The following is an 11,651-nucleotide window of genomic DNA, read 5'->3' on the forward strand; positions in this document are numbered from 1 at the left end:
ACTATATCGTCGGGTATTACAGCTCGCTCAGGCCGCATGACTATAACGGTGGGTTACCGCCAAACGAATCGGAAAACCGATACTGGAAAAAATCTAAAGCCGTGGCCCGTTTTAGTTGACCACTACAGCTCTATTATAGATCCGCTGAGTGGAACGATTAACCGCCTAATAATTTCACTGGACCTGCATGAAATATTCTGGTGTTGCCACTGCCTCACACCGCTTTGCTTACGTTGCAATTTGCCTCGCTTTATTGCAACAGTCACAAAGCTCTCTTTTCGTAGTAAAAAGCCTTCTTTTGCTAAACAACGAATCACTCATGGCATAACACGCTAAGTTGCACATTTCCTGTACCCTGGATACCCTGAGATTAATCCTAATAACTCAAGGGTGAGTATGGCTAGCGGGAAGAGAAAGAATCAAAAGGAATCGCCTGAAGAAGAGTTAGATCGCCTGCTGGATGAGCTTGAACTCACACCGGAGCAACGGGAGTTTATCGAATCCATGCGAGAGGATAAGGGCGATCCCAGTAGTGAGTAACGCTTGTCTTAAGCCGAACGAGTACAAACGGCATTGTAAGAAATTCCTCTCCTGGTGCATGCAGAATCACGGTGCCTTTGTTCCGGCTGTCGCTGGAGTGTCATAAATATAATTACGCGCGCGCATAATTTAAAATTAAACCCTCTTTCTTTTTACGTAATCAATCGCCCCTGTTATATCTGTCGGCAAATTTTTTATTTCCCGGATCGCAGATGAAAACACGACTCCTCCTGTGCGCTGGCTTATTAGCTGCCTCCAGTGCCCATGCCAGCGCCCTCTATTTTTATGAAGCTGGCACCGAAGATACCGCGCTTGCCGGAGCAGGGCAGGCGGCTCGTGCGCAGGATGCCTCTACAATTATGACCAACCCGGCTGGCATGACGCGCTTACCGGATCATATTGTCACAGGTGGGTTACAGGTTATGGATGGCTCCATCGACAACCAGCTGGATAACGATGCCCATCAAAGCCCCGGCGATGTGATGAAAACCATCCCGAATGCCAGCGCCTTTTATAGCCAGAAGGTGACCGATAATCTTTATGCCGGGGTCGGGCTTTACGGTAATTACGGCCTGGGGATCGACTACGGCAGCTGGGCGGGCGACAGGCTGATTAAAAAGAGTACCATGGTAGCCATGACGCTCAGCCCCTCGCTAGCCTATAAGCTTAACGACCGTCTTTCGATTGGCGCGTCCGCCAACGTTAACTACGGTTACTTCTCGCTGACTCGCAGCGTTAACGATGATGACTACCGGCGACGAGATGAAGACCTGGCCATGAGCTATCGGCTTGGGCTGCTGATGCAGCTAACTGACCAGACCCGAGCTGGTATTACCTGGAACAGCGAAACGGACTACAGCTTCAATATTGACGGCAACGCGCGTCTACAGAACGGCACCTACGACCTGCCGGTGTCAGCACAAATCAGCGCGCCGCAGCAAATTATGCTCAGCCTTGTGCATGACATTAACCCGCAGTGGTCGGTTATGGGCGATCTCGGCTGGCAGGACTGGAGCCAGTTCGGCGCGCCGCAAATCGTCGTCGGGGACCAGCAGCTGAACAACGTCAGCCGCCTGAAGGACACGTGGCACGGTGCGGTGGGCGTGCAGTATCGTCCAACGCCTCAATGGCGACTGAATGCCGGTGTGGCGTTCGACAGCTCGCCGTATGAAAGCCAGAGCGATGTGGCCTTAACCTTACCTACCGGCGATGAGTGGCGATTTGGTACGGGAGCCCAGTATCAGATCACCCCGGCCAGCAATATTGGTATTGCCGTGTCGTATCTTCATATGCAGTCGTCGCATGTGAAATCGCCGGTGGCGTTTGCCGGAAGTTACGACCATCCTTATCTTTGGTTTGCCAGCGTCAACTACAGCTACCAGTTTTGATCGGCTAACCGCTTAAAATATATGGTCTATAATGGCAGATACTGAATGTCAGAAGGTTGTACCATGCATATTTTACCGCCTGTTCGACCCGAAAAATCCATCGAACGACTGACCGCTATCCTTGAGCCGATAGCGGAGAAAGTGCACGTTGTTCCACGTAAGCGACTCACCTGGTTACGGAAGGGGAAACAGCAGATGTACCTCTTTCTGGAAGGGGAGCTGTCCCTGCTGCGGACATCGGATGGACTGGTGGTCGTGACCGTTTACGAGCCGCATTTGTTTGGTATTGCTGAGATGATCCAGCCTACGCAAGGCCATTTTCTCCGTGCGGAAAGGGAGTCGACCATTTTACGTCTCGATGCGGACAAGGCGGCCGAGTTATTCCGTGCCGAGGGCGTCTGGGAGGATGTCGCAGCGCTGCTCTCATACCATACGGCCTATTTGATATTCCGTGATGCGCAGGTACTCCAGCAGCGTACCTATTCCGTTATTCGTAACCACCTTCAGGAAATGATTTTGCTCCCGGAGGAGACGCGTTTGCGTACCACGATACTGGAATATATTCAGGATCGTACGCTGCTTTCTCGCAGTAGTATACTCAATGTATTATCCGCCCTTAAACAGGGAGAATATATCTCCTTTAAGCGCGGTGGGTATTTGCTTGAAGTCAGACACTTACCTGAATCATTCTAGGGGAAGTTTAAAATTAAACAGAAATGGAATTAACGAGGCTGTTAATTTTCTATATCGTTTGCTTTCTAAGGTTTATCTTTATTAAGTAAACGGTATATTTATGAAAAAGACAGTTCTCGCTTTGATTATGGTTAATGCGTTTACCGCCACTTCCGCGTTCGCCGCCGCTGATGCGGGCACCTGGTATGGCGGAGCGAAATTCGGCTGGTCACACTATTTTGATACCAATATGGGTTCAAAAGCGTTTGATAACAATAATTCCGACCACTTCGATTTTGACCATGATAATGTCGGTGGGGGTGTTTATACGGGTTACCAGATTACCCCATGGCTTGCGGTAGAAGGCGGTTATGATTATTTAGGCAACATGCAGATCAAGGGTCAGCATGGCGCAGGGGCGCAAATGAAGACGCAGGGTCTGCAAATGTCCCTGAAGGCCAGCTATGCCTTAACCAATGACTGGGATATCTACGGCCGTGCCGGTGCGATGGGCTATCGCGCTGAATCCGATGTAAGTGGTCACAATCGTTTTGAAACCGGTGTGCGCCCGCTTGCAGCTGTGGGTACTGAATACGCCTTCAATAAAAACTGGGCTGGCCGCCTGGAATATCAGTGGGTAAGCAATGTGGGTAATGCAAACCAGATCGGTGTGAGCAGCGACCTGAGTTCCGTCACCGCAGGGCTTAGCTATCGCTTTGGTCAGTACGACTGATGCATGTGATATGGCGATTAAGAAAAACCCGGCTGCTATGTTGCCGGGTTTTTTGTTGTCAGCTGGCGAATAACGGTTCAAGCATAATATGAATATTTTGCAGGCCCGTGACATTATTGTCTTTCAGGTATTGCTGATTAACCATATCTAACTGTTCCAGTTTGGTCAGCGAGGCGTAAACGCGTTGAACAGCGCTGTCCGCAACAAAAATTTCTTTTGCGGTAGTGTCCTGAAGATACTGTGATTTTACGCTGCGCGTTAAGTTATCGATCTGCTGTTTATTTTCCTGATAAAGAGACGCGATATGAGATATCTGTGCCTGCGGCGGTTTTTCCCCCGGTAATACCAGCGGAATTTGCAGATGATTAATCTTTTCAACGTTGTCTGGTGGTGGAGAGCTACATGCTGTTAATGTGCTCAGACTTAATATAGCGAAAAAGAACGGCAGGCTCTTCATCGAATCACTCCGGGGAAATAATTGGACTCAGCATTATCCCTGAAGGCCGCAGCGACGAAAGAATAAACTTATTTATTTATAAACGTTATTTCCATAGGTAAAAGAAAAGCCCGGTGATAGCCTCCTTTCCCCCCATGTACCGCCAGCGTGAATATGACGCCTCGAGGATGTATGAAATTTAAAACTCTCGTTAGTGCGATGGCCGTTGCTGGTCTGCTATTGGCCTCGTTGATCTCATTGCCTGTCCTGGCACAAAAGGAGGTGAAGGAAGCTACTGCCCATACGAAACACATGAATGATGCACTTTATGGTCAACTGCCCTTCTTTGATAAAACCGATTTCCGAAATGCGCATAAAGGCTTTATTGCCCCGCTGCCACCTGCGGTGATTAAAGGTGAAAAAGGCGCCGTTATCTGGAATCCCCAGAAATACGCTTTTATCAAAGAAGGGCAAAAAGCGCCGGATACCGTCAACCCGAGCCTGTGGCGTCAGGCGCAGCTGAATAATATCGGCGGTCTGTTTGAAGTCACGGAAGGCGTCTACCAGATCCGCAACCTCGATCTGTCGAATATGACAATCATAGAGGGCAAAGAGGGGATCACGGTTATCGATCCGCTGGTGTCTGCGGAAACGGCTAAAGCGGGCTTGGATCTTTACGTTAAGCATCGCGGCAAACGTCCGGTTGTTGCCGTTATTTATACCCATAGCCACGTCGATCATTATGGCGGCGTGCGTGGCGTAATTGATGAAGCCGGGGTAATGTCCGGCAAAGTGAAAGTCTATGCGCCAGCCGGTTTTATGGAAGAGGCGGTATCGGAAAATATCATGGCCGGAAACGCCATGAGCCGCCGTGCCAGCTATATCCACGGAAACCTGCTGAAGCCCGGTGTGAAGGGGCAGGTGGGGGCAGGTCTGGGGACGACCACCTCAGCCGGAACGGTCACGCTCATCGCGCCCACTCACTCTATTACCGAAGAGGAGCAGAAAGAGGTCATTGACGGTCTCACCTATGACTTTATGCTGACGCCGGAATCGGAAGCACCGTCTGAAATGCTCTGGTATGTGGAAGAGAAAAAGCTGATCGAAGCAGCAGAGAACGTCACTCACACCCTGCACAATACCTACTCGCTGCGCGGGGCGAAAATACACGATCCGCTGGCATGGTCAAAGTACATCAATAACGCCATCGATCGTTGGGGTGATAAAGCGGAAATCATTATCGCGCAGCACCACTGGCCCACGTGGGGTAACAAAAAAGTGGTGAAGCTGATGAAAAGCCAGCGTGATATCTACCGCTATATCAACGACCAGACGCTCAGACTGGCGAATAAGGGGCTGACGAGGGATGAAATAGCCGCTAATTTCGCCCTGCCTTACGGGCTGGCTAAATCCTGGGCAGGCCGTGGCTATTACGGCTCGGTAAGCAACAACGTCAAAGCCACCTATGTCTACTATCTTGGCTGGTTCGACGGCAATCCGGCGACGCTCGATGAACTGCCTCCGGTCGAGGCGGCGAAAAAGTATGTCGATTACATGGGCGGAGCCCGCGCGATCCTTGAAAAAGCCCGTGTCGATTATGCCCGGGGGAATTATCGCTGGGTGGCTCAGGTGGTCAGTAAAGTCGTTTTTGCCGATCCGAATAATAAAGCGGCGCGCGAACTGGAAGCCGATGCGTTTGAACAGCTGGGATACCATGCGGAGTCAGGGCCGTGGCGTAACGCCTACCTCACCGGTGCGCAAGAGTTGCGTAACGGCGTGAAGATAAAGCCGACGCCCAAAACCGCCAGCCCGGATGCGGTCCGTGCCATGTCGACTGAGATGATTTTTGACTACTTCGGCGTTCATCTTAACGGCGTCAGAGCAGCGAATGCCAGAGGCGTTTTTAACGTTGATTTAGGCCGCGAGGGCGGCAGGTATAAGCTGGAGCTGGAGAATGGCGTGCTAAACCACAGTGCCAATATCCAGGCAGAAGATCCGGATGCAACCATTACGCTCAGCCGCGAAACGCTGAACAAAATCATCCTTAAGGAGACCACGCTGAAAAAGGCGCAACAGGCAGGAGAGGTGACGATCGTCGGCAACGCCGCGAAGGTAGACGAAATGCTGCGCTGCATGGAGAGCTTCAGTTTCTGGTTTCCTGTCGTCACCCCTTAAAAGTAAAAAAGGCTGCTTTCGCAGCCTTTTAGCATTCGCCAGCAACAATTTGCCGGGTGGCGGCTTCGCCTTACCCGGCCTACACTCTGCGCTGCTTAAGCGCTAGATGACGCCATCCCCGCCGTCTGAACACCAGACCTGCCCGGAGGTGTATGAACACTCATCCGAGGCCAGAGTGACATACAGCGGTGCGATCTCCACAGGCTGTCCCGGGCGTCCCAGAGGGGTACTCTCGCCAAAATGTTTCACTTTTTCCTGTGGCTGCCCACCGCTGGGCTGGAGCACGGTCCAGTAAGGTCCGGGCGCTACCGCGTTCACGCGGATCCCTTTCGGACCCAGCTGTTTCGCCAGCGCTTTGGTAAACACCGCGAGACAGGCTTTGGTCTGCGCATAGTCAAGCAGTACGGCGCTCGGTTTTACCGCCTGTACAGATGAGGTATTAATGATGGAAGCGGGAGCTTTCATGTGGCGCAACGCCGCCTTTGTGATCCAGAAAGGCGCATAGACGTTGGTTTTAAAGGTCGCGTCAAAATCTTCCGTGGTCAGTTCTTCCAGCGTCTCACGATACTGCTGGCGGCCTGCGTTATTCACCAGGATGTCCAGCCCGCCCAGTTTTCCGACGGCCTGTTCCACCAGGTTCTGACAAAAAGTTTCGTCCCGCACATCGCCCGGAAGCGCGACGGCATTCCGTCCTTCCGCTTTAATCAGGGCGATCACTTCCGCAGCGTCTTCTTCCTCTTCCGGCAAATAGTTAATGGCGACATCTGCCCCTTCGCGGGCATAGGCAATGGCTACCGCGCGTCCGATGCCGGAATCGCCCCCGGTAATTAGCGCCTTCTTACCGGTAAGCCGGCCATGCCCTTTGTAGCTTGTCTCGCCGTGATCGGGAACAGGGTCCATTTCAGAGGCCAGGCCCGGTGGCGTCTGGGGCTGCTCCGGGAAAGGTGGCGTTGGGTAAGCGTTCGTACGTTGTTCATTATCACTCATAGCTAACTCCTTGTTAGGGGTGAGATTAGATGGATAGTTACAGCGTTAACGCTTCGCTGAATTATTTTTGCAAGTGGCTGACCCGCACTACGGGTGGGGATGATTTTTTATCGAGCGAGCCGCTAATACTGATCATGTTGTCAGGTTCCACGGTTCTGTCGTCAAATACGGCTTTTGGGATAATAACGTCGATTTTCCCGGTTTTATCCTGGAATACGTATTTATCGCCATTGCCATCAATAAGATTGCCGCGCAGTGAAATAGAGGCGCCATCATGCATCTCTTTTGCCTGAGTAATGGTCATAATGCGCGCATCGTCAGTACCACGATAACCACTGTCCAGGGCATGCGGCGGTGGCGGCGCTTCACCCTTTTGTAACCCGCCGTTATTATCTGCCCATGCGGAAGGGATAATTAATATTAACAAGGCTGAAATCACTGATAATTTCATCTGATATCCTTAATTTTGGATGTCTTGACTTATTAAGTATTGTTGCTATTCCTTTATGTGGCAAATGTGATAAGTCTTAAAAGCATTTGCGTAGAAAAATCAAAAATTTCGGCAATTAAGCGAAACGGTGACAAAAGCCATGGAACCAAAAAATGAAAAAGTGCCTGGGATAAAAGAGAGTTATCGTTTACTGACGTTTGAGTATGCATTTCGTCAGGTGGGTTTTATTGTACTGTTAGGTATTATCGTGGCCGCATTAGCCGGCCTGTTTTCCAGCGGTGCGGTTAGCGACGTGGAGAAAACAAACGAAGCAAAATCCCTGAACCTGAGCTATGAGCGCTTCGGCCGCCGCCAGACCGAATCGCGGATGACGCTGACGTTTCCGGTGACGTCTGAGGGTAAATATATTCTCAGCCTGACCAGCGAAAGCAGCGACGTATATGAGCCGGGCAGCGTCTGGCCGCAGCCGGACAGCATGTATAGCCGGGGGAACACCTTGTTTCTCGTTTACGACAATCTGAAACAGAGCGATAAGTTCACCGTCCTGCTGTTCATCACGCCGACAAAAGCAGGGAAATGGACAAACAGCATCCGCGTAAACAACGGGCCAGATATCCGCTTCTGGCAGTTTATTTACCCCTAGGAGTCGAATATGGACATGGTTTTTCGTGCCCTGGCAATATACCTGTTTCTGGTGATCGTGTTTAAAGTCGCCGGACGGCGCGCCCTGCTGCAAATGACCAGCTTTGACCTTATTTTGCTCTTAATTATCAGTGAGGCGACGCAGCAGGCGCTACTGGGCGAAGATTTTTCCGTCACCGGTGCGATGATTACAATAACAACGTTCGTGGTGGTGGATATTATTTTTGGTCTGATTAAAAAATATTCTTCTTCTGTTGAGAATGTTCTTGATGGCACCCCGGTGATATTGGTAGAGAATGGTATTCCCATCGAGGATAAACTGAAAAAAGTCGATGTATCCTGCGATGATATATTGGTTTCAGCACGCCAGAACCACGGCATAACGGAATTAAAGGATATTAAGTACGCGATCCTTGAGCGTAACGGCCATATTTCAATTATTCCTGAAGAAAATTAACTAAGGGGCACATCCATGAGCAACCTTATTCACGATAATAATACGACCATCAGCGAGCTGACGAAAAAGCTTGCCACGACGCTCACAGAAAGAGGACTGCGTCTAACCACGGCGGAGTCCTGCACCGGGGGTAATCTCGCGGTTGCGCTTTGCGCTGAAGAGAACACGGCGGAATTTTATGACGTTGGCATGGTGGTGTTCAGCGATGCGGCGAAGGAGAGGATCCTCGGCGTGCGGCACGAAACGATTGAGCGCTTCACCGCCGTCAGTGAACAAACGGTTACTGAGATGGCCGCTAAAATTCGCGATATTGCCGAGGCGGATATTGGTGTTGCCATCAGCGGCTATGCGGGACCGGAAGGCGGAGACGATGGCACGGCAGCCGGTACGGTCTGCTTCGGCTGGAATATTCGCGGACAGACGGAAACCCGCACCGTGCTGTTTTCCGGTGAATGTCAGGATGTGGTGGAAAAAGCGGTGCGTTATTCGCTGTCTGAACTGATCGAAATACTCTCCGGATGGGATAACGTCTGAGACAAGGGGAAAGGCTATGGCTGTTATCGTTATTACCGGCGGTACGGCGGGCGTGGGGAAAGCCACGGCGCTGCACTTTGCTAAAGCGGGCTACGATGTAGGCATTATTGCCCGCGATGAGCAGAGCCTGCGCTCCACAGAAGAGGAGTTGCGCCGTTTCGGGATCAACGCGTGTGCCGTTCAGGCCGACGTGGCGGACAGCAAGGCGGTGACCGATGCTGCTAACGAAATTGAATACCGGCTTGGAGCCATCGATGTGTGGGTGAATAACGCCATGGGCGGGATGCTGGCGCCGTTTCGCACCATGTCCCCGGAGGAGTTTCGCCGCGTCACCGAGGTGACCTATCTGGGCTATGTTAACGGCACCCGCGCCGCGCTGGAGTTAATGACCCCTCGCGATCGTGGAACGATTATTCAGGTTGGCTCCGCGCTGGCCTACCGTTCCATTCCCTTGCAGTCAGCCTACTGTGGGGCGAAGGCCGCGATCCGCGGATTTACCGATGCCGTACGCACCGAGCTGATGCATGAAAACAGCCGGGTGCAGATCGCAATGGTACAGATGCCGGGCCTCAATACGCCGCAGTTCGAGTGGGCGAGGAATAAATTTGCCTGGGCGATGCGCCCGGTTCCTCCCGTGTTTCAGCCGGAAGTGGCTGCCAGCGCTATTTTTAAGGTGGCGCAGAAACCGGTGCGGGAGCTGTGGGTAGGCAGCAGCACTGTCCAGTCGATTGTCGGGCAGTTTTTTTTCCCCGGTTTTCTGGACCGGCTGATGGTTAAAAAGGCCTGGGAAGGGCAGATGACCGATACGCTAAATGCGGATGACCGTCAGGACTATCTGGATCAGCCGGTTAACGATCTGCATAAAATCCACGGGCATTTCACCGACGAAGCAAAAGAGCGCGCCACCAGCGTTACCTCCGGCATGCCGGGGAAAGTGCTGCTCGGCTCCCTCGCCGTCACGGGCGCGATCGTGGCGCGTCTGCTGCTCTCGCGGAGACGATAATCAGCGCAGTGCGGTACGATCGGTCCAGAACCAGCGGTAGCCATAGCCGCTGAGGTTAAGTGCGACGGTTTTGCCGCATACCAGCGCGTCGTCGTAGCGTTTGTCCGCCAGGCATGCGGTCCAGGTCGCATGCCGGATCCCTCTGGCGGTAAAATTAACGGGCTTATCGCTGAAATTAACGAAGGTCAGAATGCTGCGCGTGTCGGTTTCGTAATAGATCCCCAGTACCGCATCGTTGTCGATAGTAATAAGACGAAACGGCGCGACGCCGATCTCAGGAAACTCCGAGCGCGTATTGGCGATATCGATAATGCAGTGCAGGAGGGAGTTGCGGTGCAACAGCGAATCCGCCACGTTGATTTTTTGATAGCGGTACGGACCATGGTCAATCATTGGGGCGATAAAGGTTTTCGGGTCGGCATCTGAGAAACCGCCGCCCTGCGACCCGGCCCACTGCATCGGGGTGCGTACGGCGTAACGCTCCTCCAGATCTAAATCATCGCCCATTCCAATTTCATCCCCGTAGCGCATGACCGGTACGCCCGGCAGCGAAAACAAGACCGCATGGCAAAAGGCCAGCCGCTTTCGATCGCCCTTAAGCATCGGCGCCAGACGGCGGCGGATCCCTCGCTGATACACGCTCATCTCTTCATCAGGGGCGAAGGCATCAATGACGGTCTGCTTCGCTTTTTTGCCTATCCCTTCCAGATCCAGCTCATCATGATTGCGCAGCCAGTTGGCAAAACAGCAGGAGTCCGGCGGCACAATCATCTTTTTCACCGCGTTGCGCAGCGGTCGTGCGCTCTTCTCTGCAAGGCTGACGTAAAAGTACTTATTGAGCCAGAAATTCAGCACCAGGTTGAGCCGGTCATTCTGACCAAAATAATCTTTGTAGGCGTCGACCTCCACGTCGACTTCGCCGAGCAGGATCGCGTCCGGATTGCGCTGTTCGATAAGACGGCGCAGATGCTCCAGGATCCACAGGCCGCGTTTTTCATCTCCACGCCCGGCCTGTTTTGTCAGGTGCGACGCTGCATCCAGGCGAAAGCCCGACACCCCGAGCTTTAGCCAGAAGATGATGATGTTCTCAACCTCCTTCAGCACCGCCGGGGAGGCCAGATTGAGATCCGGCTCGTGGTGATAAAACATATGCCGGTAGTATTGCCCCGCTTCGTCGTCCCATGTCCAGACGCTCTTTTCCACGCCGGGGAACATCGGTGGCGTATCGTCCTCGTCCGTGTCAGACCAGAGATAATAGTCACGGTAGGGTGACTGCGGGTTGCGGCGGGCTTGCTGAAACCAGGGATGCGCATCCGAGGTGTGCTGGATCAGCAGCTCAATAATGACCTTCATCCCCAGCTCCCGCGCCTGTTCAATAAAGGCGATGATATCGTTGAGCTTGCCGAAGCGGGGATCGACCTGCAAATGGTCGCTTACGTCATAGCCTTCATCGAGAAAAGGGGTGAGGTAAAACGGGGTGATCCAGATAACCGTCGCGCCCATCCGGCGGATGTAGCGCAACTTCGCGGCGATCCCGGCGATGTCGCCACAACCATCGCCGTTAAGATCGTAAAACAGGGCGGTATCAATCTGGTAAATAATGGCGCGTGTATGCCAGCCTGCCATAGCAATC

General features: G+C 52.5%; 13 protein-coding genes. 9 read left to right on the plus strand and 4 right to left on the minus strand.

The features are described 5' to 3' along the window. Positions 1-396 precede the first annotated feature (396 nt). The 4 genes from ACOTZP_RS03300 to ACOTZP_RS03315 all read left to right on the plus strand — a co-directional run bounded on the left by ACOTZP_RS03300 (position 397) and on the right by ACOTZP_RS03315 (position 3,333). Positions 397-540 (plus strand): hypothetical protein, encoded by a 144-nt coding sequence (locus tag ACOTZP_RS03300; RefSeq protein WP_058676772.1) that lies wholly within the window; start codon positions 397-399, stop codon positions 538-540. Between the two features lie 212 nt (positions 541-752). After that, the gene (locus ACOTZP_RS03305) at positions 753-1,928 is read left to right on the plus strand and encodes an OmpP1/FadL family transporter (protein ID WP_063152116.1); all 1,176 of its coding nucleotides are present in this window, start codon (positions 753-755) and stop codon (positions 1,926-1,928) included. Between the two features lie 63 nt (positions 1,929-1,991). After that, positions 1,992-2,621, plus strand: a complete 630-nt coding sequence (locus ACOTZP_RS03310) for a winged helix-turn-helix transcriptional regulator (protein WP_022649277.1) — start codon at positions 1,992-1,994, stop codon at positions 2,619-2,621. Positions 2,622-2,721: 100 nt separating this feature from the next. Further along, positions 2,722-3,333: an outer membrane beta-barrel protein gene (locus ACOTZP_RS03315; protein WP_022649276.1), complete on the plus strand. Its 612-nt coding sequence runs from the start codon at positions 2,722-2,724 to the stop codon at positions 3,331-3,333. Between the two features lie 58 nt (positions 3,334-3,391). On the opposite strand, the gene ACOTZP_RS03320 is transcribed toward ACOTZP_RS03315, so the two are convergent. After that, positions 3,392-3,790 carry a hypothetical protein gene (locus ACOTZP_RS03320; RefSeq protein WP_022649275.1) on the minus strand — a complete coding sequence of 133 codons (399 nt, stop codon included), beginning with the start codon at positions 3,788-3,790 and terminating at the stop codon, positions 3,392-3,394. Between the two features lie 171 nt (positions 3,791-3,961). Between ACOTZP_RS03320 and ACOTZP_RS03325 the strand changes: the two genes are divergently transcribed. Then, entirely contained in the window at positions 3,962-5,944 is a 1,983-nt protein-coding gene (locus ACOTZP_RS03325; protein WP_271074801.1) for an alkyl/aryl-sulfatase, read from the plus strand. Positions 5,945-6,046: 102 nt separating this feature from the next. Here the strand turns inward: ACOTZP_RS03325 and ACOTZP_RS03330 are convergent, their stop codons facing one another. Together ACOTZP_RS03330 and ACOTZP_RS03335 are read right to left on the minus strand one after the other, a co-directional pair. Beyond that, entirely contained in the window at positions 6,047-6,931 is an 885-nt protein-coding gene (locus ACOTZP_RS03330; RefSeq protein WP_022649272.1) for an SDR family oxidoreductase, read from the minus strand. Between the two features lie 61 nt (positions 6,932-6,992). Then, positions 6,993-7,382: a YdeI family stress tolerance OB fold protein gene (locus ACOTZP_RS03335; RefSeq protein ID WP_022649271.1), complete on the minus strand. Its 390-nt coding sequence runs from the start codon at positions 7,380-7,382 to the stop codon at positions 6,993-6,995. Between the two features lie 139 nt (positions 7,383-7,521). Here ACOTZP_RS03335 and ACOTZP_RS03340 point away from each other — a divergent pair, with 139 nt between their 5' ends. The 4 genes from ACOTZP_RS03340 to ACOTZP_RS03355 are packed head-to-tail and all read left to right on the plus strand — an operon-like array spanning position 7,522 to position 10,018. After that, entirely contained in the window at positions 7,522-8,025 is a 504-nt protein-coding gene (locus tag ACOTZP_RS03340) for a hypothetical protein (protein ID WP_023298530.1), read from the plus strand. A gap of 9 nt (positions 8,026-8,034) precedes the next feature. Further along, positions 8,035-8,481, plus strand: a complete 447-nt coding sequence (locus ACOTZP_RS03345; RefSeq protein ID WP_421633654.1) for a DUF421 domain-containing protein — start codon at positions 8,035-8,037, stop codon at positions 8,479-8,481. Between the two features lie 15 nt (positions 8,482-8,496). Then, the gene (locus ACOTZP_RS03350) at positions 8,497-9,015 is read left to right on the plus strand and encodes a 2-oxo-tetronate isomerase (RefSeq protein WP_022649268.1); all 519 of its coding nucleotides are present in this window, start codon (positions 8,497-8,499) and stop codon (positions 9,013-9,015) included. Between the two features lie 16 nt (positions 9,016-9,031). Next, on the plus strand, positions 9,032-10,018 hold the full coding sequence (locus ACOTZP_RS03355) for an SDR family oxidoreductase (RefSeq protein ID WP_063147422.1): 987 nt from the start codon (positions 9,032-9,034) through the stop codon (positions 10,016-10,018). Here ACOTZP_RS03355 and ACOTZP_RS03360 read toward each other — a convergent pair whose 3' ends face one another. Further along, a complete protein-coding gene (locus tag ACOTZP_RS03360) occupies positions 10,019-11,644 on the minus strand; it encodes an alpha-amylase family protein (RefSeq protein WP_022649266.1) in 1,626 nt (541 codons plus the stop codon). Positions 11,645-11,651: the final 7 nt, after the last annotated feature.

Source organism: Enterobacter cloacae complex sp. SYL001 (genome assembly GCF_049237025.1).
GTDB classification, from domain to species: Bacteria; Pseudomonadota; Gammaproteobacteria; order Enterobacterales; family Enterobacteriaceae; genus Enterobacter; species Enterobacter intestinihominis.

Excerpts from the sequence above, each read along its gene's own strand:
- ACOTZP_RS03340 (WP_023298530.1), top strand. The coding sequence starts at position 7,522 with ATGGAACCAAAAAATGAAAAAGTGCCTGGGATAAAAGAGAGTTATCGT.
- ACOTZP_RS03355 (WP_063147422.1), top strand. The coding sequence starts at position 9,032 with ATGGCTGTTATCGTTATTACCGGCGGTACGGCGGGCGTGGGGAAAGCC.
- ACOTZP_RS03350 (WP_022649268.1), top strand. The coding sequence starts at position 8,497 with ATGAGCAACCTTATTCACGATAATAATACGACCATCAGCGAGCTGACG.
- ACOTZP_RS03360 (WP_022649266.1), bottom strand. The coding sequence starts at position 11,644 with ATGGCAGGCTGGCATACACGCGCCATTATTTACCAGATTGATACCGCC.
- ACOTZP_RS03320 (WP_022649275.1), bottom strand. The coding sequence starts at position 3,790 with ATGAAGAGCCTGCCGTTCTTTTTCGCTATATTAAGTCTGAGCACATTA.
- ACOTZP_RS03315 (WP_022649276.1), top strand. The coding sequence starts at position 2,722 with ATGAAAAAGACAGTTCTCGCTTTGATTATGGTTAATGCGTTTACCGCC.
- ACOTZP_RS03330 (WP_022649272.1), bottom strand. The coding sequence starts at position 6,931 with ATGAGTGATAATGAACAACGTACGAACGCTTACCCAACGCCACCTTTC.
- ACOTZP_RS03345 (WP_421633654.1), top strand. The coding sequence starts at position 8,035 with ATGGACATGGTTTTTCGTGCCCTGGCAATATACCTGTTTCTGGTGATC.
- ACOTZP_RS03305 (WP_063152116.1), top strand. The coding sequence starts at position 753 with ATGAAAACACGACTCCTCCTGTGCGCTGGCTTATTAGCTGCCTCCAGT.
- ACOTZP_RS03335 (WP_022649271.1), bottom strand. The coding sequence starts at position 7,382 with ATGAAATTATCAGTGATTTCAGCCTTGTTAATATTAATTATCCCTTCC.
- ACOTZP_RS03300 (WP_058676772.1), top strand. The coding sequence starts at position 397 with ATGGCTAGCGGGAAGAGAAAGAATCAAAAGGAATCGCCTGAAGAAGAG.
- ACOTZP_RS03325 (WP_271074801.1), top strand. The coding sequence starts at position 3,962 with ATGAAATTTAAAACTCTCGTTAGTGCGATGGCCGTTGCTGGTCTGCTA.
- ACOTZP_RS03310 (WP_022649277.1), top strand. The coding sequence starts at position 1,992 with ATGCATATTTTACCGCCTGTTCGACCCGAAAAATCCATCGAACGACTG.